Source organism: Arachidicoccus ginsenosidivorans (assembly GCF_007971385.1).
Lineage (GTDB): Bacteria > Bacteroidota > Bacteroidia > Chitinophagales > Chitinophagaceae > Arachidicoccus > Arachidicoccus ginsenosidivorans.
This window is the reverse complement of record NZ_CP042434.1, coordinates 2,171,580-2,195,882: the sequence shown is the minus strand read 5'-3', so window position 1 is coordinate 2,195,882 and position 24,303 is coordinate 2,171,580. Positions and strand designations below refer to the sequence as shown.

Here is a 24,303-nt window from a genome sequence, read left to right as displayed (position 1 = left end):
ATATTTATGGACTGGCGCTACTCCATCAGGCGCTCCTGGAAAAATTAGCCATTGGTGCTGACCAGATTTATCAACATAACATGCAGTTAACGAAAACCTTGCTGGATGGGCTGGCCTTGCATAAAGAGAAACTAACATTATTTGGGAACTATAGCATAGAACAAAGGGCCTCTATCGTGGTACTTAAGGAGGATAGCAATCAACATGGTTCTTTGGGGGCATTTTTGGCGGCCGCCGGTATAATTGTTACTAGTAGAGGTGGAACGCTCAGGATCAGTATGCATTTTTACAATACACCACAGGAAATAGGCTATTTATTAGAGGTGATTGAAAACTGGCTTAAATAAGAAGATTTGATTTACATTAAAACACCCTGCTGCACTTTTTAATCATCAAAGGATCTCTGCTTTTGCTAAAGCAGTGTCCTTTCATATTCTACCTTTACTATGCAAAATCAATTTTTCTTTTTTCGAACAGCGCGCCTTGCTGCATTGACAGGTCTGATCACTCTGAGTCTTTCTTTGTTTTCTTACCAGATAAAAGCGCAATCCGCACAAGGCACAAGTCCTAATTTGCAAACGGGGTCTAAAACCTCTTTTCAGATTGCAGATCCTTGGAATGCGCATTATGATGTCAGGGCAGACATTGTTATGGTCTATGGCATCAATGACGCTGGCGGGCATTTTGAACAGCGTGTTAAAGGCTGGCGCGAAGAAGGCTATAATGTTCAGTTTATGACCGGTTCTGCCTGGGGACAATACAAGGATTATTTTCTGGGTGAATATGACGGTAAAAAGCATTTTGATGAAGGGCAGACCATGAAAAACGGAGAAATTATCTGGCATGGCCATAATGTTCCTTATATCGTTCCAACACTTAATTATCTTGGTTATTTAAAAACCCATATCAAACGGGCTATTGATGCTGGTGTGACTGCCATTTATCTGGAAGAACCAGAGTTCTGGGCCAGGGCTGGGTATAGCCCCGCCTTTAAAAAGGAATGGCAAGATTACTATCATTTTCCCTGGCAGCCCGAGGACAGTACTGCTGAAGCGACCTATTTGTCCTCCAAGCTTAAATACCATTTATATTACCGGGCACTGGATACACTGTTTTCCTATGCTAAAAGGTACAGTCGAAGCGAGGGCCATGAAGTCGGTTGCTTTGTGCCGACGCATTCTCTGATTAATTATTCTTCCTGGCAGATCGTCAGTCCGGAGGCCAGCCTGGCCAGTCTTAAAAATGTCGATGGCTATATTGCACAGGTCTGGACCGGTACTTCAAGAGAACCGGTTTATTACGATGGCGTAAAAAAAGAACGGGTTTTTGAAAATGCATTTTTAGAGTATGGCTCCATGGTATCTATGACTGCGCCCACGCACAGGAAGATTTATTTATTAACAGATCCGATTGAGGATAGAAGGCATAGTTGGGATGATTATAAAAGGAATTACGAAGCAACTTTCACCGCTGAATTAATGTATCCCAGTGTGGATAATTATGAAGTAATGCCTTGGCCCAGCAGGATATACCTGGGTAAGTTTCAGGTAGAAGGGCAAAAGGAAAAACAACCTATTCCTCCTGCTTATGCCACCCAGGTACAAATTATGGTCAATGCATTACAGCAAATGCCCGTTTCCGAAAACAAAGTGAGTGGTGCTGAAGGGATAGCGGTATTGCTAAGCAATTCTATGATGTTTCAGCGGTTCCCAACGCATAAAGGATATGATGACCCGCAGCTATCCAATTTTTATGGGATGGCTATGCCGCTATTAGAACAAGGTGTACCGGTTAGTACCGTACATATGGAAAATCTGGGTTATCCCGCTACGCTTAAGAACGTGAAAGTCTTGATTATGAGTTATGCCAATATGAAGCCCCAGTCACCTAAAGTCCACAAACAGCTAGCCGACTGGGTAAAAGGCGGGGGCCATTTGATTTATTTAGGCCGGGACGATGACCCTTTTCAATCAGTCAGAGAGTGGTGGAATATGGATGGTTTGCATCATAAAAATGCGTCTGAGGATCTGTTTAAACAAATGGGGATTGTATATAAAAAGGGCCAAACTATGTACAGGTCTGGCAAAGGCAGGGTCTGGATTGTTCGCAAAGATCCGAAGGAGTTGATTCTGGAAAAAGGCGGCGGCACCGTTTTACAAAATTTGGTAAAGGCTGCTTATGCTAAAACAAAAACAAACAAGGGGCTTCAAACTAAAAATAATTTTATACTGCGCCGGGGTAGTTATATTGCCATGGCCGTTCTGGCAGATGGCCCTACAAAAGATCCCCTAATATTAAAAGGCCATTTTATCAATTTATATGACCCTGAATTACCAGTATTAAATCAACTTACACTACAACCGGGAAGCCAGGCATTACTCTATGATCTGGATAAGGAAAAAAAGTCATCCAATAAGGTGAAAGTACTTGCCGTAGCAGGCAGGGTTACAGATAGTCTATGGCAGGCAGATAAAAACCTGTTTACCTGTTTGATAAAAGGCCCTGTGGAAACTGTGAATGCCATGCGCATTAAACTACCCAAACAACCTGAAGCAAAATCCATTGTGTTATCTACAACAGATGGACAAAAGGTCGCTTTAGAAGAAATGTCCTGGGACCAGGCGTCTGCTACCCTGTTTTTGAAATTCAAACATCAAGCGGGCGGTGTACATCTGTCCATACAACTATAAAAAACGATAAATTAAAACGTTCATGTAAGCTTAGAGGCGAGTAAATTTTTGACATAAGTCTGGCTGGGGTCTAAGCGGTATATTTTGGAATAATTATGAGAAGACAAAAGTGTATTATTAGGGTTTGTTTGGCGGGCATGGTCAGTGCATTGCTTTTGCTGAGTTTTGATAATCTTAATGCTCAATCAAAGGACGCCGCGCCGGTAGATCAGGTCAATGTGTTTTTGGGCAGCTCAGGAGATCATGGCCAATTGTCTCCGGCGGCCAGTTATCCATTTAGCATGCTAAGCATTGTACCCCAAACAGATCCCTGGATCCATACCGGATATGAATTTTATGCCAAGGAGTTTTTGGGGTTTGCGCACAGCGTATTTGAAGGGGTGGGCTGTGAAGGTAGTGGTGCCAATTTGTTGATAAAGCCCTTTTTAGGGGTAGACCCCATGGACTGTCATTTGATGAAGACAGGCGAGGCGGCCAGCCCGGGGTTTTACAGCGTGGCATTTAAGGACGGCATAAAGGCTGCCTTTACGGTGAGTCAAAAGGAAGGTGTACACGCCTATCAATTCCCGGATAAGTCGGGAGATAAAAACGGAGTGGCTCTGAATAAAAGAGGGCTATATTTTGATCTCAGTCACACCAGATCTAACCGGTTTGCTGCTGAAGAGCATCGTACTGACGGGACTTCGATCAGTGGCTGGATTGAGGCCGGAACAACCTGCAGTGTAGGGCGGTATAAAATCTATTATTTTATCAGGCTCAGCCAACCGGTTGACTGGGAAGAATTAGGACACCATAAACTAGTGGCCCGTTTAAAAGATAATACGCAGAAGCTGATGGTTCGCATCGGATGGTCTTCTACCAGTGCTCAGTATGCCAAAGCTTCCATCAGCCATGAAAGTTTTGATAATATCCGCCGCCAGACGGCGGCGATCTGGAATAAAGCACTTAGCCGTATTTGGGTCTCAACGCGTAAATTTTCTAATCAGAAAGTGGATTCGATTCAGCGGGCAAGACGAAGCCTGTTTTATTCATTGCTTTACCGGGTAATTCAATCGCCTTATATGATTTCTGAAAAGGACGGCCATTTCCGCAATACAAAAGGTGAGGAAGAAGTGTCTTCTATGGGTAGATATAACGGATGGTCTGTTTGGGATAACTACCGGACACAATTGCCTTTACTTTCTTTGGCCTATGGCAATCGTTATCAGGGCATGGTCACTTCTCTGGTGGGTTTATATAAAAAAGGTAAAAAGGATTATGCGACTAAAAATGAACCTTCTAATACCGTAAGAACCGAGCACACAGACATTGTGCTGTTGGACGCCTATCATAAAGGTTACCAGGTGGATTTTGCCTCCATTATTGATTCTATTAAAAAAGAAGTAGACGGGCTGGATTTTTCTCATCCCGACAAAGCCCTGGAAAGCAGTTATGATAACTGGGCTTTGGGTCAGATTTACAAGATAATGGGGGATAAAAACAACAGCAAAATTTATACAGAAAAGGCCCTCGGATATAAAACAGTCTGGCAAAAGGAATTTGCAGACTTGTCTAAATCGGACATTGACAGAATGGGCGCCCGCGGCATGTATCAGGGCACCGTATGGCAATACCGGTGGCTTGTGCCTTATGATATGCAAGGTATGACTCAGCTGATTGGCTCACCAGAAAAACTGGAAGACGAATTAGACCGGTTCTTTGATGGAAATTATTATAGCCAGGCAAATGAACCGGACATCGCGGCTCCTTCCTTATATAATACAACAGCGCATCCTTCCAAGGCGCAGGCGCTCATGCACCGCTATGCGGTGGACACCGTGACGCAATTTTATTTTAATGGCAATAGCAGGGGGATTAACCCCATTATAGGACCTGTTTATCAAAATAAGCCCCGCGCGTTTTTGCCTACGATGGATGATGATGGCGGCGCCATGTCTGGTTGGTTTGTCTTTGCGGGTATTGGTCTTTTTCCCGCCTTGGTTGGGGAGCCGGTCTATTACCTGCATGTCCCTTTATTTGAGGACCTGACAATTAATGTAAGCAGAGCCAGCCGGTCAGATAAAGACCCTGAAAAGAGCAAGACCTTCCATATCCATGTAAATAATTTTGCACCCGATAATTGTTATATTCAAAAACTAATGTTGAATGGTCGGGAGCTTAAGCAAAATTACCTGACAGATCAGCAGTTGCGTGCAGGTGGGACGCTGGTGATTTATAGCTCAGACAAACCGGCTGATAACAGACCGATTAAAAAGTGGATCAGTGCCATTCAAAATTAAGGGAGTGCTATAGGATTTTAAGCTGGATTTTGTGAAGGTATGTAAAAGATGTAAGGGGTGGACACGGACACGTGTCCACCCCTTACATCTTTTATTTAGAAAAGTAGGGTCCTTACTTGCCTCTTGCCAGTAACTCACGGCCAAATCTTTTGTATATTTGTTGAGGACGGCCTTAACTTGGGAGGCGTCTTTTATAAAAATATACTCACCTTGTAAAAATGAGCCATGGATTGGATCCTGATCTGGGAGATTGTCTATACGGTGCTATTGGTATTGGTCTGTTTGAAGGCGATATATGATACAGGCTCCAATACAAAAGCACTGGCCTATGTGCTGGCTATTATATTTTTGCCCTTTGCGGGTATGGTCTTCTATTTTGTATTTGGCACGAATTACCGGAAAAGAAAAATTTATTCCAGAAAATTATTGGCCGATGATCATCAGTCCAAGCGTCTAGAAGCGGCCATCGAGCGCAAGTCCCTGAGCCTGATAGCCGGAGGAAATGAGGTGGTACAAGTGCATCGCGGCATCGCGAGGTTGCTGCTTAAGGAAAACACAAGTCCGCTCACCGGCGGTAATAAAGTGGAGTTACTTATCAATGGGGAGCTAAAGTTCCCCATGGTACTGGAAGCACTGCGCAGCGCCAAACACCATATCCATATGGAGTATTATATCTATGAAGATGATACCATTGGCAAAGAGATTGAGCAGATCCTCAAGCAAAAAGCAAAAGAAGGGGTAGAAGTCCGGCTGATTTATGATGATTTTGGCAGCCGGTCGATCCGCAAAAGGCTGGTCCCCCGCTTGAGAAAGGCAGGTGTACAGGCCTATCCCTTTTATGAAATCATGTTTTTGGCGCTGGCTAATCGGCTGAACTATCGCAACCACCGAAAGATTGTCGTCGTGGATGGCCGTGTTGGTTTTATTGGGGGAATTAATGTGAGTGACGGGTATATCAATGCCACAGACAAAACAGCCACGAAATTAAAAAGGAAAAAACTCTACTGGCGGGATTCCCATATCCGTATTGAAGGTGCGGGCGTGCATTACCTGCAACATCTCTTTTTATGTGACTGGAACTTTTGTGCCGATCAGAGCATCACCCCAAGCACGGCTTATTTCCCTAAATTAAACGGAAGTGATACGGAAGGCAAATATGTGCAGATCGCTGCCAGTGGACCCGATTCTGATAATCCGACCATTTTGTTTTCAATTTTACAGGCCATTCACCAGGCGACCCAGGAATTACTCATTACAACGCCCTATTTTATTCCCGAACAGGCCGTGATTGATGCACTCAGAATCGCTGCCCTTTCCGGAGTAAAAGTGAAATTGCTGGTTCCTGGCAAATCTGATTCAAGGATCGTAAATGCAGCAGCTCGTTCTTTTTATGTAGAACTGCTGGATGTGGGCGTGGATATCTATTTATATCAAAAGGGCTTTATTCATGCAAAAACGTTGGTTGCGGATAAGAGTTTGTCCATTATCGGTTCGGCCAATATGGATTACCGGAGTTTTGATTTGAACTTTGAGGCCAATGCGATTATTTATGATGAACCGTTCGGGGAAGAACTCGCCAGAAGTTTTTATGAGGATCTGGAGGGCGCTGTAAAAATTGATAATTTTAAGTGGGAGGAAAGATTCTGGCTGCAAAAATTGCTGGAAAAAACAGTCAGACTGATTGCCCCATTATTATAGGTTATCGGTTAAGAATGAGATTAAGGATAAGAAAAATGAGCGTAAGAGTAGGATAAATGCATACACACTAAAAGAAATTAAATATAAAACCAGCGCAAGAGCAAATGAAAAGTACATTAAAATTCAACAAAAGCGGTCAAGCAGCAGGACAAAAGGTAGGACGAAAGAAAGGATTTATTCGCAATGCTGTTTATGCATTGTTAGCGGCGCTGTGTATGCTATTATCCTTTTGCACTACTTACAGTCAGATTGAGAGCAACGATTCTATTAAAACTGGTGTTCTGGAACAGCTAGATCACAGCTTTGCCTTTACAGAAGGCCCAGTGAGCGATAAGGCTGGCAATCTATATTTTACCGACCAGCCAAATAATGCCATATGGATGTATACTGTACAGGGAGGGTTTAGCTTATTTATGCAACCTGCAGGCAGAGCCAATGGCATGTATATGGATCATAAAGGCAACCTGGTGGTATGTGCGGATTTGCATAATCAGATCTGGCGTATCCATCCTGCCACCAAAAAGGTGGATACCCTTTTGACGAGTTATCAACATAAGTTGCTAAATGGCCCTAACGATCTATGGGTAGATCAGTCTGGCGGTATTTATTTTACGGATCCTTATTACCAGAGAAGCTATTGGTCCCGTAAACAGCCAGAGCAGCAGAAAGCCTGTGTATATTATTTGCCTAAAGGGGCACATGAGGCTAGAATTGTCTCTGACTTGCTGGTTAAACCCAATGGTATCGTTGGATCCGTTGACGGTAAATACCTTTATGTATCGGATATAGAGGGTAAGAAGATCTACCGGTTTAATAGAGGTGCTGGCGGAAAATTGTCTGACCCCAAAGTGATTATTCACCACACGGCAGACGGGATTACCATTGATCAAAAGGGGCATTTGTATTTAAGTGGTAATGGCGTGACGATTACAAACAGTGACGGTCGTATTCTCAACTACATTACCATTCATGAACCCTGGGTTTCTAATCTGAGCTTTGGAGGCAAGAACCATAATATTCTTTTTATCACGGCCTCCACACATTTATACAAAATCAGTACCGATCAAAAAGGAGCATTGCCTTAGCCTTTTAGCAGCAGAGGTTACATTTGGAGAATATTGGCGGAAGGTTTTGTGTAAAAATCAGTTATATGGATAGCTGCTTTACTATACGATAGGCTAAAATGTCCCATTTTGTTTTTGTCTATTTAAATCTGCAAATCCAGTCGGCTCAAGGCTTTTCCAATATATCAGTGGCCACCACTTGTTAAAATTAAGTGGCCAGGCCATTGAGCTAGTCGGTTTCCACGCCTGGCCCAGTAAGTTATATTGTAATTTTATTAGCTGAATTTATTTTGACAACACTTAACACATTTACCTATGGCAGATAAGTTAGCAGAAATACCTTTTAGTGTCTTAGATCTGGCGCCGATTGTTCAGGGCGGGAGTGCTGCAGATTCATTTAATCGAAGTGTGTCTCTGGCTAAACACGCTGAGCAGTTAGGCTATAAAAGGATATGGTATGCCGAGCATCATAATATGGAAAACATCGCCAGCTCTGCTACTGTTCTTCTGATCAGTCATGTAGCGGCCCACACGAAAACAATCCGGGTTGGCAGTGGTGGCATTATGCTGCCCAACCACGCACCGCTGATCGTAGCAGAACAGTTCGGGACACTGGAAACGCTCTATCCGGGCAGGATAGACCTGGGCCTTGGCCGGGCACCGGGAACAGATCAACTGACCTCCAGGGCACTTAGAAGGTATATGCACAGTGTGGATCAGTTTCCAAGTGACGTACAGGAGCTGAGAGATTATCTGGCTATTCAGGATGGTCGCATGCCGGTAAAAGCAGTTCCTGGTATCGGTACACAGGTGCCGATCTGGCTTTTGGGATCCAGCACATTCAGTGCTCAGCTGGCCGCAAGTCTAGGCCTGCCTTTTGCTTTTGCCAGTCATTTTGCCCCGACTTATCTGCATGAAGCGCTCAGGTTATATAGAGAACAATTTATCCCCTCAGCGCAACTTGAAAAACCCTACGTAATGGCTTGCGTCAATGTCATGGCCGCAGAGACAACGACGGAGGCGGAAAGGTTGGCTACTTCCTTTTATCAGATGGCCAGAGGGATTGTTACCAATGAACGCAGACCCTTGCAGCCTCCGGTGGATTCCATGGAAGGCATCTGGGATGAAATGGAAAAAGCGGCGGTTATGCAGATGATGCGTTATTCCTTTATTGGTAGTGCCCATGAAGTTCATGCAGGACTGGAAAATTTTGTCCAGCAAACAGGTGTTGATGAAATCATGGCCAGCAGCCATATATATGATAATAAGGACAGGCTACGTTCTTATAGCTTGCTCGCGCCTATGTTTAAAGGGGTGTAATAGGGAGGTCGCTATGATTTGTGCCAATTCTAAACCAATTGTAAATGGCAGTGGGGGGCTGGCAATTTATAATAATTATATCTATATTGCGGATACATATTTCCTTTTTAGCTTTTTGTGGTAGCATTTGTGCAAACGATTACGTGGTGAGAAACAAAAGGTTATGGCTGTTTGAAAGAAAGGAATTATTCACCTATTATATCTGATATGATTAGAAAAATCTGCAGAGCCGCACCGGTCGTGTCTTGGCTTCTTATGATGTTTATTACAGGCCAGGCAAAGAGTCAGTCTGTCCAGTCCCCAGTGCCCAAAACAGATAGTTTTGTAAATCCGCTTCTTGTCACCGGCCCTGACCCATGGGTGGTTAGTCATAATGGCGTTTATTATTTTTGCAGGACGACAGGGCGTAATATTCAACTACTCGCCACAACAAAGATGTCTAAGTTGGGCGAGGCCAAAGCAGTTACCGTCTGGACACCACCTGCCAAGGGCCTGCATTCCAAAGAACTTTGGGCCCCGGAAATGCATTATATCAACCACAAGTGGTATATCTATTTTGCAGCAGATGATGGTAATAATGATCATCACAGGATGTATGTCTTAGAGAATACCCATGCGGATCCGTTGTCAGATAACTGGGTATTTAAAGGCAAGGTCGCAGATCCGACCAATAAGTGGGCGATTGACGGAACCGTTTTTCGCTATAAAAGAAAATTATATATGCTTTGGGCCGGCTGGGAAGCAGACGTGAATGTAGCCCAGAATATTTATATTGCCCGGCTCAAAAACCCCTGGACCATCCAGGGCGAAAGAGTAAAGCTCTCTTCGCCCATTTATGATTGGGAAAAGAGAGGATCTGTCAAAGGCAGTCTGCCTACCGTAAATGAAGGCCCAGAAATCCTTAAAAGCCCCAAAGGACGCTTATTCTTGCTGTATTCTGCCAGTGGTTGCTGGACGGATCATTATAGCCTGGGAATGCTAAGCCTGAAAAAAGGGGGCAATCCCATGAAAGCCAGTGACTGGATCAAAAGTGATCACCCCGTCTTTGCCAGCGCACCTGACATTGGGGTGTATGCCCCGGGGCATAACGGCTTTTTTAAGTCCCCCGATGGCAAACAAGACTGGATTATTTATCATGCCAATGATAAGCCAGGACAGGGCTGCGGTCGTTTTAGAAGCCCAAGAATGCAACAGATTCATTGGCTTTCTGATGGCACACCTGATTTTGGCAAACCTGTGGCTGCCGGTGTAAAGCTGGCGGTTCCTTCTGGCGAGTAAATAAATTATTTAAACATTATAAAACAACTATGAACTAATTAGCCCTCTTCAAAGAAGGCCAACCGTTAATAGTAAGGCTTTATTTATCTATATTTTTATCATCAAAACAAACCCCTTTTCAAAACTCTTTTGTATGAAACAACAATCTAAAATTTTACAATTGGCGGCAGTAGGAGCCCTTGGTTTTGCCACTATGATGGCCGCCAGCTGTAGCGGCGGTGGGACCAATAAGCAGGGTACAACCGACAGTACAAAAAATGCGCAGACGGTAAACCTGCTGGATAAAACAGGCTTCCAGGGCATGCTTGATGGCGTAAAAACGGATCTCTATGTGCTGAAAAATGCAAATGGCATGACGGCTACATTTACAAACTATGGTGGTCGTCTAGTCAGTCTTCAGGTTCCAGATAAGGAAGGCAAAATGGTTGATGTCGTCTGTGGCTTTTCATCCATTGCAGATTACGCCAAGGCAACCGAGCCTTACTATGGAGCAACCATAGGCCGGTTTGGTAACCGGATTGCCAAAGGTAAGTTCACCCTTGAAGGTAAGCAGTATACCTTATTTACCAATAATGGCGTAAATACCTTACATGGCGGCAAAAAAGGTTTTCAGTATCAGACTTTTAACGCCTCGCAGCCGGATAGCAGCACCGTTGTCTTTACGCGTGTCTCAAAGGATATGGAGGAAGGTTTTCCCGGTAATCTGACGGTAAAAGTGACCTATCATTTAAATGCAGAAAACGGATTGGATATGACCTATGACGCCTCGACAGATAAGACGACCGTAGTGAATCTGACTAACCACGCCTTTTTTAACCTGAATGGCGAGGGCAGCGGCACGATCTTAAACCACGATTTTACGATTTATGCCAGCCATATCACACCGGTGGACAGTACGCTTATTCCAACAGGGAAAATCACAGCTGTAAAAGGCACGCCCTTTGATTTTCTTAGCCCCAATACAATGGGTGCCAGGATTGATCAGGATAATGAGCAGTTGAAAAATGGCAAAGGCTATGATATCAATTATGTCCTGGACAGTACAGGAGATCACCATCTTGCTGCCACCGTTATTGGGGATAAAACCGGCATTCGTATGGATGTTTATACTGATCAGCCTGGCCTTCAGGTATATAGCGGAAATTTTATGCAAGCGGGTAATACGTTTAATAATGGGGTAAAAGACAGTTTTAGAACGGCCTTTGCCATGGAAACCCAGCATTTTCCAGATGCACCCAATCAGCCTTCTTTTCCAAGTACTGTATTAAAACCAGGACAGCAGTATCACACAACATCAGAATATAAATTCTCCGTTCAAAAGTAATTTACATAAATGCATGCGGTTTGGGGATCTGGTAACCCCCCGCCCGCATGCTTTCCCGAGCAAATTTCTAAAAACTAAAGTAATTGTTATTTTAGCTGTTAAAACGGGCAATTCGCCCGAATAATTTTAATTTTAGCATCACTACACGCCTAACCCATTTCTATTATTTTCCAACGTTTTTAAAAGATGTATTAGTAAAGATGTATCAAGTAAAGTACCTCCGTTTGATGGGTAAATGGCGCATTGCCAGTGCGCTGATTTTTTCAGCAATGGCAACATCGTTGCATGCGCAGACGCCAGCAAAGCAAATTGCGCCCTCCTACCCCTTATTACTCATGACAGTTATTTTAGTATCTGGTCTTCCACCGATCAGCTTAATCAAAGTACAACTGTACACTGGACGGGTGCCCCCCAGTCCTTAGTTGGCATCATCCAGGTCGATCAGCAGTTTTACCGGTTTTTGGGTAAATCGCCGGTGACTTATAATGAGGTGCTGCCTACGACACAAAGTGTTGCTTATGAAGCCCGTTACAGCTTTGAGCGGCCAGGTGGTGACTGGACAGGCGTAGATTATAATGATCAAAAATGGGCGAAAGGTCAGGCGCCTTTCGGCGATGACGGGCATAAGGCAAAAACAAGCTGGAAAACAGATAATATCTGGATGCGTCGCAGCTTTGAGGCTGACCCTGCCAAGTTGGATAAAGGCCCTGTTTTGCTAAATATCAGTCATGATGATAATGTTGAAGTGTATTTAAATGGCAAAGAGATCTTTCATAAAAAGGGCTGGACAGATAGTTATATTAAGCCCAAAAAATCGATTGATTTAAAGGGCCTGCTGAAAGCAGGTAAAAATGTGCTGGCCATTCATTGTGCCAATACCGCCGGCGGTGCTTTTCTGGATGCGGGGCTTGTGCAGCCAGTCCGCCCCAAAGCATTGCAGCAGGTTCAGCTGGCTACACAAACAAATGCGGCTGTAAAGGCAACGCAGACTACCTATCAGTTTAAGGCAGGTGCCGTCGCCCTTGATGTGCAGTTTGTGTCGCCACTTTTACTGGACAAAATGGATGTCTTAAGCAGACCTGTTTCTTATATTGAATATCAGGTCAAAAGCCTGGATGGTAAGCAACATCAGGTAAAACTGTTTTTGGGTGTAAGTTCTGATGTAGCGGTAAATCAGCCTTTTGAGCAGGTCGTTGCCTTCCGTAAAAATGAGGGCGGGCTTTCTTATCTGCAGACGGGAACTACGGCGCAGCCTATTTTAAAAAAGAAAGGGGATAATGTGCGCATCAACTGGGGATATTTTTATGTGGGTGCTAAATCCTCTGATCGTCTGAAACAATATATTTCCACAACTGCCCAGGAGGGCGTCGCTGCTTTCTTACAAAATAAAATTAATACAGCAGCCACTATGCAGGGCAAGGGGCTTGGATTAAATACGGTTGAGGATCTGGGGATGGTGAAAGATAATGCCGCCACTTATATGGAACTTGCCTATGACGAAAGGTATGCCGTTCAGTTTTTTCATGAGAATTTAAGACCCTGGTGGAATAAAGATGGTAAACAGACCATCCAGGGAGAAATGCTGCGTGCAGCCAAAGAACATGATCAGGTCCTTGCCAGCTGCAACCAACTGGATAAATCCATTAATGAAAAGGGGATAAAAACAGGCGGGGAAAAATATGCACATCTGCTTAACCTGGCTTACCGCCAAAGTATCGCTGCCCATGCCATTGTACAGTCTCCCAAAGGAGAGCTCTTATTCTTATCGAAGGAAAACTTTAGTAATGGATCAATCAACACGGTGGATATAACCTATCCATCTTCACCGCTGTATCTGTTATACAATCCCGATTTATTAAAAGGCATGATGAATGGTATTTTCTATTATAGTGAAAGCGGGCGATGGGAAAAACCATTTCCTGCCCATGATCTGGGTACTTATCCACTAGCCAATGGCCAGACCTATGGAGAGGATATGCCGGTGGAAGAGGCTGGTAATATGGTCATCCTTTCGGCAGCTATTGCCAGCGTAGAAGGCAATGCGGATTATGCTAAAAAACACTGGAATACGCTTACTACATGGACAGATTATCTAGCTACGCAGGGTATGGACCCAGCCAATCAACTTTGTACAGATGATTTTGCCGGCCATTTGGCCAGAAATGCGAATCTTTCCATAAAAGCGATTGAAGCTGTTGGTGCATATGGTAAACTCGCAGGCATGTTAGGCAAAAAAGATATTGCTGAAAAATACAGTGCGACCGCTAAGCAGATGGCTGCTAAATGGCAGCAGATGGCGGACGCAGGCGATCATTACACCCTGACATTTGGCGGTCCTAAGTCTAGCTGGAGTCAGAAATATAACCTGGTCTGGGATAAAATGCTGGGCATAAATGCCTTCCCGTCTACGGTAGCGGCAAAAGAACTGGCTTTCTATAAAAATAAACAGCTGGCCTTTGGCTTACCGCTGGATAGTAGAAAAACCTATACAAAATCAGACTGGATCATGTGGACTGCCAGTATGGCGACTTCAAGATCGGATTTTGACACTTTTATAGACCCCATTTACAAGTTTGCCACCCAGACACCGGACCGCGTTCCACTAAGTGACTGGCATGAAACAACCAATGGGCATCAGGTGGGCTTTCAGGCGCGCAGTGTCGTAGGGGGTTATTATATGCGGATTCTGGAACAACAACTGACAAAATAAAATAATTTAAAAAGGAAATATTTATGCAATCTTTTAAAAAGTATGCGCGGTATATAACAGGAATTATCCTTTGTCAGGGTCTGATAATGGGGCTAACGCAACCTACAAATGCGCAGCGGGTGAACGTCAGCCAGGTGGCTTACCCTGCTACGCAATCTGCCAATCCTTACTATGTTGGCAATAAGGCACCTTTAAAACCGACTCATTTTGTAAAGCTGCCAATCGGCAGCATACAACCTGCCGGTTGGTTGAAAAAATACCTGGAACTTCAAAGAGATGGGCTGACAGGCCATTTAGGAGAAATCAGTGCCTGGTTGGAAAAAAAGGACAATGCCTGGCTGGATAAGGAAGGCAAAGGAGGCCATGGATGGGAAGAAGTGCCTTATTGGTTGAAGGGCTATGGAGATATGGCTTATATCCTGAAAGATCCCACCATGCTTAAGGAAACGAAAACCTGGATTGAGGCTGTTTTACAAACACAAAGGCCAGACGGTTATTTTGGGCCGTTAACCTTAAGAAACGGCAAGCCTGATTTATGGCCCAATATGATTATGCTGTGGTGTCTTCAGTCCTATTATGATTATAGTAAAGACAGCAGGGTCATCCCCTTTATGACCAATTATTTTAAATGGGAAAATAATCTCCCGGACAGTCTGTTTTTAAAAGACTATTGGGAAAATAGCCGTGGTGGTGACAATCTTTACAGTGTATATTGGTTATATAACCGTACCGGGGATCAGATGCTTTTAAAACTGGCCGAAAAGATTCATCGCAATACTGCGGACTGGGAACAGCAAAATAATCTGCCCAACTGGCACAATGTAAATATTGCTCAAAGCTTTAGAGAGCCGGCCACCTATTACATGCTTTCAAAGGACTCTTCTGACCTGAAGGCTACTTACCGGGATTTTTACCTGGTGCGTAATATTTATGGTCAGGTTCCTGGTGGCATGTTTGGCGCAGATGAAAATGCCCGCCCGGGCTATACAGACCCACATCAGGCGGTGGAAACCTGCGGGATGGTAGAACAAATGGCCTCAGATGAAATGCTGCTGCGTTTTACAGGCGATCCCTTTTGGGCGGATAACTGCGAAAATGTGGCATTTAATACTTATCCGGCAGCGGTGATGCCTGATTTTAAATCCCTGCGCTATTTAACGGCACCCAATATGGTGATCAGTGATAATAAGAACCACAGTCCAGGCATAGAAAATAGCGGCCCTTTTTTAATGATGAATCCCTTTAGCAGCAGATGTTGCCAGCATAACCATGCGCAGGGTTGGCCTTATTATGCGGAGAATCTGTGGATGGCTACGCCCGATAAAGGCCTTGCCGCGGTATTATATAGTGCCAGTTCCGTGCAGGCGAAAGTCGCTGGTGGGACTACAGTTACCTTAAAAGAAGAGACCAATTATCCCTTTGAACAGGAAATCCGTTTTACAGTGAAAACACCCAAAACCATTCATTTTCCTGTATATCTGAGGATTCCGGGATGGTGCCAGGAGGCAGAAGTACTGGTTAACGGAAAAGTTGTTTCCCAAAACCTGTCGGCAGACGGATATGCCAGGATTGACGGGGCCTGGAAAAATGGGGATAAGATTACCCTTAGGCTTCCTATGCAACCCACACTTAAAAAGTGGGCAAAAAATAAAAACAGCGTCAGCGTAGATTATGGCCCTTTGAGTTTTTCTTTAAAGATTAAAGAACGATTTGAGAAAGAGGATAGCCGCAAATCAGCTATTGGTGATTCTCACTGGCAAAAGGATGCAGATCCGTCTAAGTGGCCTGCTTATAACATTTACCCGGCCAGTGCCTGGAATTATGGCTTGATTTTGCCGGCAGATGGAGATATCTCAGGCTGGGTGGTCAAACAAAAGCCCTGGCCTAAGGATTCTATGCCGTTTACGCCAGGATCAGTTCCCCTGGAAATACAGGCCAAGGCCAGAAAAATTCCTTCCTGGAAAGTAGATGAACATGGCCTTTGTGGCGTGTTGCCCCAGAGTCCGGTAGCTGTTCAAACACCTGTGGAAAGTGTAACGCTTATTCCAATGGGGGCTACCCGGCTGCGGATTTCCTCATTCCCGGTTGTTGAAAATAAATAGCGCAGATCTTAAAAATTGAATCAAGGCTTAAATTGATTTTTGCAAAGGACGCCTCTTTTCCTTCAAAGGAAAAGAGGCGTCCTTATGCTTAGAACTATAAGGGTTGTTATAGCCCCGCACACCAGTCATCAATAGTCGTTACCAGGGCTTGTCTGGGGAAAACCCTTTCCAACAGCACTTGATGGACGCTGTCGTCTTTGTCTGAGCAGCCGTCTGCCAAAACGGTTATTTTAAAATCTTTATCGGCTGCTTCTCTGAGAGTGGATAATACCACGCCACTGGTCGATATACCAGCGAGGACCAGATGTTTTATTTGTTTAGCGCGCAAAATAAGATCCAGGCCACTGCCGGCAAAGGCACTGAATCTCTTTTTGATGAGCAGTAAATCCCCTTCTTTGGGGCCAATAGAGGCGGGAACGGCATAATTGTCTGCATTGTCAAGGCCGACATCCATTTTTTTGATACTGGCAAAGGCCTTATTGTCCGGGTGAACCTCAGGATAGCCCGGCTTAAATCCCACCACGATATAGATGATGGGGACTCCTGCCTGCCTGGCGGCAGCGGTCGCTTTTGCAATTCCATGTACATAATAGTTGGCGTCTTTCAGGGATTTTAGGGTATGTGTCTGAACATCCATGATCAGTAGCGCTGTATCGTTATTGTTATTTGCCTCCATAGAAATAATATAAAGTAATAGTTGATTAAAAAAGTCTGCGTGTTTTTATCTGAGCAGCGGACAAAAATAAGCATATACCCGTCACTCGGATGCATATGAATGGTTAATGCTGCAATTTGAGCCGTTTAGCGGATACTGTTAAACAGTGCTATCTTGGGTGTAGATTATGCCTTTTTTTACTGAGCAACAGGGCATAATAATGATGTAGTGATTGGACGTGCAATTAATTAATAAGAAAGTCTTTTTTTGCCGGTTTATTGCATGGACCCATGCAGGTCAGGTTATAATAGCGCAATATCATTTCTGTAACCATCCAGTCTGGGGTCATTTGGATTGAGTTCTGTAATGAGATAGTCTATATTTTTTAAGGGGCATAAAACCATGGGAAGTGAAGAGTCTAGCTTTTCTGCGATGGTAATGATTGCCAGCTGCCTGGCGGACCTGAGCATGGCTTTTTTTACCTGTGCTACGGACCAGTCATTTTCTGTCAGACCATCTTTGGGGTCTATCCCATAGGCACCCAGCAGGCAAATATCCACTTTGATTTCTGCCAGTTCGGCAATGGGCTTCTCGCCAATATTAATTTGGGAAGACATATCTAATTGACCGCCAATTAATATAACTTTGAGTAATGGATGGGTGGCTAGTTCAAGCGCCATTAATGGACTGACGGTAAAAAAGGTAGCCTCCAGGCTGTCCGGTATCTGACGCACCAGCTCCAGCATGGTGGTGCCGGTGCCGATCAGAATATGGGCGCCGGGACGCAGTAATTGGATGGCTTTTTTGCCGATCGCTTTTTTGGCCTCATGGGCATAGGTTTTACTTTGCTGGATGGGATAATGATAAGATCTGGAAAGGGCGCCACCATGAACTTTGATAAGTTCACCGGCATCTGCGAGTTCTGCCAGGTCCCGACGAATGGTATCTTCTGAAACATTTAATTTTTGGCTTAGTTCTGAGGAAAGAACTTTATTGTGCAAATTAATCTCCTTTATGATAAATGCATGTCTTTCATTTTTAAAAAGACCAGTCGTTGGTATTTCCATGTTCTTTCATTTTAAGAATGTAACTTCGTTTTTAGTAAAACAAGTTCCTGCAGTTATGTTCCAGGCAACTTAGTAAAAAGTATAAACCTGCATAAAACCGCTAAATAAAAGTACGATATTTTATTATATCAATCGGATTAATCATCAGCTTTACGATTTAAAAAGCAGGTGCGCCAAACAAAGATATTGAATATTTATGATAAGATATACCCCTATTTATAAGCAGTAATCTAACAATTGGCGTAGGAAGTCACCCGGATACCCTTTTAAAAGGAGAAGCGCATGTAGACAAAATTGAAATAGCCGTTAATCAGTATTTACATAAAAAGATTGCCTTTTTGTGCAGGGTTAAGTAATTTTATGGTACAAAGCTGCAAAGCCGCGGCGCTTGATCGTCCAATTTTATTGTATGCAAACTCTTGTCAACCATAATTTGTAAAAATGTGCGGTCATTTTATGCATCAAGCTGTTGTTAACCTGGTTTTTACCCTATCTGTTCCTTGGGCGGGTAGCAGCAATATTGATACCTCTAAAGCTTGTTTTTATGAATCGTAAACAACATTTGGTTTTTGCAGGCGCCTGTATAGCCATTTTGCTTTTTGGGGCCGGGATTACGATGCTCGGGTCTGTAAAGCAGGCCTTAATGGGGCGTTTTGTGTTGGATGAAATGGGGGCCGGCACTTTATTTTCTATACTGCCATTAGGTATTCTTTTTGGATCCCTTCTCTTTGGGCCGGCTTCAGACCGGTACGGTTATAAATATATTTTGGCCAGTTGTTGCTTTAGTATGTTTTTGGGTTTTGAAGGGGTTGTCTATGCTACCTCTTTTGGACTGCTCAAATTAAGTGTTTTCTTGTTTGGATTGGGCGGCGGAGCAATCAACGGTGCTACGAGTGCCTTGGTATCGGATTTAAGTGAAGACGGTAAAGGGGCTAATTTAAGTGTTTTGGGTGTTTTCTTTGGTCTGGGTGCGCTAGGGATGCCACTTGTTCTGGGCGCTTTTGAAAAAGTTGTGCCTTATGAAATCATTATTTCTATAATTGGTGGTCTTTGCCTTTTGTCGGGGCTGTTTTATTTAATGATCGGGTTTCCGCCAGCTAAATTGAGTGGTGGTTTTCCAATAAAAGAAGTCCAAAAATTATTGCGGGATCCGGTCCTTATTATGATCGCTTTTTTTCTTTTTTGCCAAAGCAGTCTGGAATCCATAATTAATAATTGGAGTACGTCTTACCTGATCGGTGTGAAACAGTTTGCCGGGAACCTGGCCTTATTTGCCCTGTCTTTATCTGTCGTGGGAATGACGGTAATGCGGTTGCTTTTGGGAAGTGTTTTAAGGAAGTGCACCCAGGATAAGCTATGGTTAGGGGCCTTTTCGCTGCTGATTTTGGGCTTGAGCCTGCTTACCTGGGGCAAGGATCGCTGGATAATCATTGGGGCACTTGTGCTTATCGGGGCCGGACTTGCTGGAGGGTTCCCGCTTATGTTGGGTATGGTTGGCCAAAGGTTCAAGCAGCTTAGTGCAACCGCCTTTGGTATAGTACTGGTTTTGGCCCTTGCCGGCAATATGCTGGTCAATTATTTGATGGGCCTTATTGTTCAATACGCTGGGATTCATCTCATGACCGTGGCCATCCTGCTAGAATGGCTGGTGATGGGTGTTCTTTGCTTTTGCATATTACGCAAGAATCGCCTAGGCTAGTTAAAAGGTTTAATTTTTGCTGGTAGAAATGAGTGGTGGCCTGAGGTAGTAAAATTTGCCGGGCATGACAGCTCTTAGTGGGGAAAACTTTGCAATTCTCTTAGAAATAAACTAAATAGACGACTAGAAGCTTTTGGAAAAAGTTTATTTTTAAGCAGATCATTGCAAGACAATGTAAGACAATGCATCAAAGTCATACAATTTCATATTTATAAATCAGATTCCTGGATGAAAAAATTTTTAAACTGGTCTTTACTTCTTCCAATCGTTGCCTGGCTAGCCTATTTTTTGGGTTGGGCGGAAGGCGCCCAAATAGTTCAGATCATCACTGGTGCTTTGCTGATCGGAGCCGTGCTGGCCGCTGTGCATCATTCAGAGGTTATTGCTGCGCGTGTCGGAGAGCCCTTTGGAACAATTTTATTGGCTGTAGCGATTACCGTGATTGAGGTAGCGCTGATCATTGCACTAATGATGTCTGGTGGAGAGAAAGCGTTGTATTTGGCAAGAGACACTGTTTTTTCGGCGGTAATGCTGATTTTAAATGCCATCATTGGTATTTGTATCCTGGTGGGGAGTGCCAAGCATTTTGAGCAATCCTTTCAAAAGGAATCCGTTAATACTGCACTGGTAAGCCTGATTGCTATTTTGGTGCTGACGTTAATTTTGCCCAATTATACAACCAGTGTCAGTGGACCACAGTATAGCGAAGCGCAACTGATTTTTATTGCCTTTGCCTGCTTGGCTATTTACGGGACTTTTCTGCTGGTACAGACCGTGCGACATAAAAATTATTTTTTAAATCAAACAGAAGGTGGAGAAGAAATCATCGTTCATGGGGAGGTAACCCCGACGAAAACAAAAGTGACACTTAGTCTTATTTTTCTGTTGATTAGTCTGGCGGTGGTTGTATTACTGGCCAAGGCTTTTTCGCCTACCATTGAAGCTGCTGTTATTGAAGCGGGTCTTCCGACTTCTTTAGTGGGTGTGCTGATAGCAGCAGTGGTATTGTTACCGGAAGGGATGGCGGCGATTATTGCTGCCAGAAAAAATAATCTGCAGGTCAGTCTCAACCTGGCGCTCGGTTCTGCGCTGGCAAGCATTGGGCTGACGATTCCCTCAGTTGTATTTGTTAGCCGATTGTTTGGGTTGAATGTTGTATTGGGCTTGGATACAAAATCAATGATTTTATTGGGATTATCGGTCTTTACGGTTATGTTGTCTCTAAGTAAGGGCAAAACGAATATCTTATATGGGGTGGTACTGCTGGTCAATCTGGTGGCTTATGTATTTACTGTTATTTTCCCATAACAAACAGACATCGTAAATTTGGGAAAAGACGGTTTTACTTAATCGGATAAAGGCGTAAAAAAAGAGCTAAAAAGGGAAAATCATGAAAATTGCACTTGCAGCTGCTCCCATTCCTAAGGGATTAAGTCAGGGGCTGCTAAATCTGGAGCGCTTGGTCAGACAGGCTGCACAACAAGAGGCAAGAATTGTATGCTTTCCGGAGTCATATTTGCCGGGTTATCCAGGCATGGGTTTTGACCCTGAAGATCTGTCGCCCAAGAAGCTAGCGAAGGGTTTAGAACGCGCAAAGGCCATCGCCCGCCAAAGCAGTATCGCTATTATTCTTCCCATGGACGGTTTTGTGGAAGGAAAACTGATGAATCTGGTTTACGTAATTGATTCCAGTGGAGATGTTCAGGGTTTTCAAACTAAAAATCAGTTGGATCCAAGTGAGGATGATTACTGGACAGCCGGGACTGAAAGGCAATTATTCCAAATAGATGATTTGACCTTTGGTATTGTTATTTGTCATGAAGGGTTCAGGTACCCTGAATCTGTGCGTTGGTGCGCCCGGCGTGGGGCGCAGCTGGTCTTTCATCCGCATTTTGGCGGGAGTAATATTACAGGAGAAACATTGACGACGTTTCTATCGCCCCAAAATCCTTATTATGAGAAGGCCATGATGATGCGTGCTTTGGAAAATGGAATATTTTTTGCCAGTGTAAACTACAGCTCAAAATATCCCGAGTCTGCCAGTGCGGTGTTTGCGCCAGATGGTACTTGTCTTGACTACCAGCCTTATGGAAAGGAAGGCGTATTGGTGGTGGACATAGACCTGCATCAGGCCACAGGTATTTATGCCAAAAGGCTGGGGCCTGATTTGTATAAAGATTGATATACGCTACACTGCTGGTAAAGCCGGGCATCCGTTCTTTTTAGTTTTTGGGCCTTACTGCTTTTAAGGCAACTGTTCAAAGCCTTCCCATTTTACATTCCACTGCCCGTTTTTGGGGAAGCCGAGATTGTGCTCAGGGTCTTCCTTTGACCCGGCACACATCAGTGCGATAGCAGAAAGCAGTGCTCCATTCCCAGGTAGATAGATCGTAAGCCTACCGTCTTGATAATTATGTCCATTTACTAAGTAAGTGTTGGTCTTTACATCTTTGAATAGCGCATTGATGGCCTCTTCGGGCTTATGTAACCTGGCTGCAGTCATGGCTACCATGGGGAAATCCCAGCCCCATGTGTGTTCCCAATGCCAGACTTTTTTTACCGTATCAAAGGTCTTACTCATAATAGCGGTGTCTACAGTACTTCCTGCCGGTAGCATGCTTAGTGCCATAAGAACCGCGGGATGATCGATCGTATAAGGACTACTAGGAGAATAGGAATCAGCAACATCCTCGGCGCCTTTGTATAGGCCGTTTTGTATAGATAAAGGTGCCAGGTGGTCTATTACTTCTTGCCAATCTGCATTTGGCTGAAGTTGAAGCCTTGTGCGCCAGTTTTGCGCCGTTTGAAGCGCCCATTTCCAATATGCCAGTTCATAAGGGGAATTAAATGTCTCGGAGGCCTTGAAACATTCCTGAGCAGGGATAATCCCTTTGCCTAGGTTAAACCGTCCGGTCAGGCTGTCGTAAGTGGCAAAGGAGGCCATAAAATCTGCGGTCTGAAAAACGAGATCCTGGTATTTTTTCATAAAATCCAGGTTATGCGTATCCTGATAAATCAATTCTGCCAGATAGATCAGATGCGGCTCTTGCCAGATAAGGAAGGAGCCGACATTGGAGGAGGTTTCCCGGCCTTGATTATCGGTCATCTTGGGCCAGCGAAGGCCTTTATAGCCCTGGCGTTCTGCAATCGCTTTAGCGGTGCCTTTTGCCCGGGTATACCAGCTTAGTGCAGGTGAAAGCAACGCTGGCCTACCCCATAAGGCCCACTGGGCCATATGCCACCAGATCATTTCCATATGGGGTTTGCCATACCAGCTATTATAAGTCAAACCGGTTTCCTGGGGCGGATTATTGCCAGCCTCCTGAACCCTTAGTAGATATTGAGATAAGACCACTCTTCTCTCCAGTTCAAAGGCTCTTTTATCGGTGCACTGCCCAAAATCTACAGCAGCGCCTGATTGCCAAAAATGTTGCCAGCCGTGGATACTATGACTCTTTATCGCCGCGAAATTGAGCGCAGTACTAGGGTTTAAAGAGGAATTATGACTAGGCTGAAATCAACAGTGCAGGCAAATGTCGCCTGGTTTGTGTCTGGAACCAGCAGAAAATCATTCTGGCCTTTTTGGGTGACAGCAGCCTGGCCTTTCCATGCGGCGATGACGTTATATTGTGTGGTGTCTATTTTTCTAAGGAAGATGGCTTGGCCATCTTTTTGAGAGAGACTGGTTGTATTGCCTGCGTAATTAGCATAATTAACCGCCTTGTCTGCAAAACTGGTCATTGGGGTCGGGTATCGAAACCGGACTTTTATGCTGCCTGTCTTTAAGAGGGCTGATTTTATCTGAAAACCAATAGCGTCTTTACTGCTGTCGGCACAAGTAATGACTTCTACCGGGGTGCCTTCCAGTTTGAACTGGCTGGTTATTATGCCAGTCCATAGGTTCAGGGTTTGATTGATGTCTTTAATGTCTAAGAGTGTTGCCTGGGATCCATCTTTTTTGAGCAGAACTAGCCCGATATTGCCCAGCTGAATGCGCTGTGGATTGGCTCTAAAATAGTCCGATGCCAGTTTGCCGCGGCCTGTCTTTTTCTGAACAGAATAGAGCGCCGGATGATTGCCATTAAAATTAAAGGTATCCAGGGTTTCCTTAAATGTTAGGTGTTTGTCGTTGGGGAAGCTGTGCCAGCCCCACTCGGACTGTGTCCCTAGTGGGACTCCATTGGCGTACGCTACCGGGAAACTTTGAAGTCCGGTTACATCCACGGTATAGGCAAATTTTCCGTTACCCACTGTTAGTGACCCCAGGGTGTCGACCTCTGTTAGGTGCACATCATGGCGGGAAACAACGGCTTTTCTGTCTATTTTATCTTTCCCGTTATTGGAATTGGAATGCGCCCCGTGACAGGAGATACAAAATAGCATTACAGCTCCGATAGTAATAAGCTTCATGGCCTTT

The 24,303-nt window shown here is 44.3% G+C and carries 17 protein-coding genes; 13 read left to right on the top strand and 4 right to left on the bottom strand.

Annotated elements, in window-relative coordinates; genetic code table 11:
- Nucleotides 1-2 precede the first annotated feature (2 nt).
- The 10 genes from FSB73_RS26540 (at nucleotide 3) to FSB73_RS08755 (ending at nucleotide 16,465) form a co-directional block, all read left to right on the top strand.
- Nucleotides 3-347, top strand: a complete 345-nt coding sequence (locus tag FSB73_RS26540; RefSeq protein WP_146781122.1) for an aminotransferase class V-fold PLP-dependent enzyme — start codon at nucleotides 3-5, stop codon at nucleotides 345-347.
- Between the two features lie 99 nt (nucleotides 348-446).
- Nucleotides 447-2,690, top strand: coding sequence for a type 1 glutamine amidotransferase family protein (locus tag FSB73_RS08795; protein ID WP_192904101.1), 2,244 nt, complete (start codon nucleotides 447-449; stop codon nucleotides 2,688-2,690).
- A 95-nt stretch (nucleotides 2,691-2,785) separates the two neighbouring features.
- On the top strand, nucleotides 2,786-4,969 hold the full coding sequence (locus FSB73_RS08790) for a glycoside hydrolase domain-containing protein (protein WP_225974649.1): 2,184 nt from the start codon (nucleotides 2,786-2,788) through the stop codon (nucleotides 4,967-4,969).
- A 225-nt stretch (nucleotides 4,970-5,194) separates the two neighbouring features.
- Nucleotides 5,195-6,667: a cardiolipin synthase gene (gene cls, locus FSB73_RS08785; RefSeq protein ID WP_146781121.1), complete on the top strand. Its 1,473-nt coding sequence runs from the start codon at nucleotides 5,195-5,197 to the stop codon at nucleotides 6,665-6,667.
- Nucleotides 6,668-6,771: 104 nt separating this feature from the next.
- Entirely contained in the window at nucleotides 6,772-7,752 is a 981-nt protein-coding gene (locus FSB73_RS08780) for an SMP-30/gluconolactonase/LRE family protein (protein WP_146781120.1), read from the top strand.
- Between the two features lie 294 nt (nucleotides 7,753-8,046).
- Nucleotides 8,047-9,051 carry an LLM class flavin-dependent oxidoreductase gene (locus FSB73_RS08775; protein ID WP_146781119.1) on the top strand — a complete coding sequence of 335 codons (1,005 nt, stop codon included), beginning with the start codon at nucleotides 8,047-8,049 and terminating at the stop codon, nucleotides 9,049-9,051.
- 207 nt (nucleotides 9,052-9,258) lie between these two features.
- Nucleotides 9,259-10,329, top strand: a complete 1,071-nt coding sequence (locus FSB73_RS08770) for a glycoside hydrolase family 43 protein (RefSeq protein WP_225974648.1) — start codon at nucleotides 9,259-9,261, stop codon at nucleotides 10,327-10,329.
- 133 nt (nucleotides 10,330-10,462) lie between these two features.
- On the top strand, nucleotides 10,463-11,653 hold the full coding sequence (locus FSB73_RS08765; RefSeq protein ID WP_146781118.1) for an aldose epimerase family protein: 1,191 nt from the start codon (nucleotides 10,463-10,465) through the stop codon (nucleotides 11,651-11,653).
- 235 nt (nucleotides 11,654-11,888) lie between these two features.
- Nucleotides 11,889-14,363 (top strand): glutaminase family protein, encoded by a 2,475-nt coding sequence (locus FSB73_RS08760; protein WP_146781117.1) that lies wholly within the window; start codon nucleotides 11,889-11,891, stop codon nucleotides 14,361-14,363.
- A 23-nt stretch (nucleotides 14,364-14,386) separates the two neighbouring features.
- The gene (locus FSB73_RS08755; protein ID WP_225974647.1) at nucleotides 14,387-16,465 is read left to right on the top strand and encodes a beta-L-arabinofuranosidase domain-containing protein; all 2,079 of its coding nucleotides are present in this window, start codon (nucleotides 14,387-14,389) and stop codon (nucleotides 16,463-16,465) included.
- Between the two features lie 106 nt (nucleotides 16,466-16,571).
- On the opposite strand, the gene FSB73_RS08750 is transcribed toward FSB73_RS08755, so the two are convergent.
- Nucleotides 16,572-17,141, bottom strand: coding sequence for a cysteine hydrolase family protein (locus tag FSB73_RS08750; RefSeq protein ID WP_146781116.1), 570 nt, complete (start codon nucleotides 17,139-17,141; stop codon nucleotides 16,572-16,574).
- 281 nt (nucleotides 17,142-17,422) lie between these two features.
- The gene (locus FSB73_RS08745) at nucleotides 17,423-18,187 is read right to left on the bottom strand and encodes a DeoR/GlpR family DNA-binding transcription regulator (protein ID WP_146781115.1); all 765 of its coding nucleotides are present in this window, start codon (nucleotides 18,185-18,187) and stop codon (nucleotides 17,423-17,425) included.
- Nucleotides 18,188-18,731: 544 nt separating this feature from the next.
- On the opposite strand from FSB73_RS08745, the gene FSB73_RS08740 reads away from it, so the two are divergent.
- The 3 genes from FSB73_RS08740 (at nucleotide 18,732) to FSB73_RS08730 (ending at nucleotide 22,068) form a co-directional block, all read left to right on the top strand.
- Nucleotides 18,732-19,886: an MFS transporter gene (locus FSB73_RS08740; RefSeq protein WP_146781114.1), complete on the top strand. Its 1,155-nt coding sequence runs from the start codon at nucleotides 18,732-18,734 to the stop codon at nucleotides 19,884-19,886.
- Nucleotides 19,887-20,114: 228 nt separating this feature from the next.
- A complete protein-coding gene (locus FSB73_RS08735; RefSeq protein ID WP_146781113.1) occupies nucleotides 20,115-21,194 on the top strand; it encodes a calcium:proton antiporter in 1,080 nt (359 codons plus the stop codon).
- 82 nt (nucleotides 21,195-21,276) lie between these two features.
- Entirely contained in the window at nucleotides 21,277-22,068 is a 792-nt protein-coding gene (locus FSB73_RS08730; RefSeq protein WP_146781112.1) for a carbon-nitrogen hydrolase family protein, read from the top strand.
- A 63-nt stretch (nucleotides 22,069-22,131) separates the two neighbouring features.
- Here FSB73_RS08730 and FSB73_RS24640 read toward each other — a convergent pair whose 3' ends face one another.
- Entirely contained in the window at nucleotides 22,132-23,241 is a 1,110-nt protein-coding gene (locus tag FSB73_RS24640) for a hypothetical protein (RefSeq protein WP_225974646.1), read from the bottom strand.
- Nucleotides 23,242-23,375: 134 nt separating this feature from the next.
- The gene (locus tag FSB73_RS24635; RefSeq protein ID WP_225974645.1) at nucleotides 23,376-24,296 is read right to left on the bottom strand and encodes a hypothetical protein; all 921 of its coding nucleotides are present in this window, start codon (nucleotides 24,294-24,296) and stop codon (nucleotides 23,376-23,378) included.
- Nucleotides 24,297-24,303 lie beyond the last annotated feature (7 nt).

Coding starts and splice junctions, on each gene's coding strand:
- FSB73_RS08795 (WP_192904101.1), top strand. CDS start 447: ATGCAAAATCAATTTTTCTTTTTTCGAACAGCGCGCCTTGCTGCATTG.
- FSB73_RS08790 (WP_225974649.1), top strand. CDS start 2,786: ATGAGAAGACAAAAGTGTATTATTAGGGTTTGTTTGGCGGGCATGGTC.
- cls (WP_146781121.1), top strand. CDS start 5,195: ATGGATTGGATCCTGATCTGGGAGATTGTCTATACGGTGCTATTGGTA.
- FSB73_RS08780 (WP_146781120.1), top strand. CDS start 6,772: ATGAAAAGTACATTAAAATTCAACAAAAGCGGTCAAGCAGCAGGACAA.
- FSB73_RS08775 (WP_146781119.1), top strand. CDS start 8,047: ATGGCAGATAAGTTAGCAGAAATACCTTTTAGTGTCTTAGATCTGGCG.
- FSB73_RS08770 (WP_225974648.1), top strand. CDS start 9,259: ATGATTAGAAAAATCTGCAGAGCCGCACCGGTCGTGTCTTGGCTTCTT.
- FSB73_RS08765 (WP_146781118.1), top strand. CDS start 10,463: ATGAAACAACAATCTAAAATTTTACAATTGGCGGCAGTAGGAGCCCTT.
- FSB73_RS08760 (WP_146781117.1), top strand. CDS start 11,889: ATGGCGCATTGCCAGTGCGCTGATTTTTTCAGCAATGGCAACATCGTT.
- FSB73_RS08755 (WP_225974647.1), top strand. CDS start 14,387: ATGCAATCTTTTAAAAAGTATGCGCGGTATATAACAGGAATTATCCTT.
- FSB73_RS08750 (WP_146781116.1), bottom strand. CDS start 17,141: ATGGAGGCAAATAACAATAACGATACAGCGCTACTGATCATGGATGTT.
- FSB73_RS08745 (WP_146781115.1), bottom strand. CDS start 18,187: ATGGAAATACCAACGACTGGTCTTTTTAAAAATGAAAGACATGCATTT.
- FSB73_RS08740 (WP_146781114.1), top strand. CDS start 18,732: ATGAATCGTAAACAACATTTGGTTTTTGCAGGCGCCTGTATAGCCATT.
- FSB73_RS08735 (WP_146781113.1), top strand. CDS start 20,115: ATGAAAAAATTTTTAAACTGGTCTTTACTTCTTCCAATCGTTGCCTGG.
- FSB73_RS08730 (WP_146781112.1), top strand. CDS start 21,277: ATGAAAATTGCACTTGCAGCTGCTCCCATTCCTAAGGGATTAAGTCAG.
- FSB73_RS24635 (WP_225974645.1), bottom strand. CDS start 24,296: ATGAAGCTTATTACTATCGGAGCTGTAATGCTATTTTGTATCTCCTGT.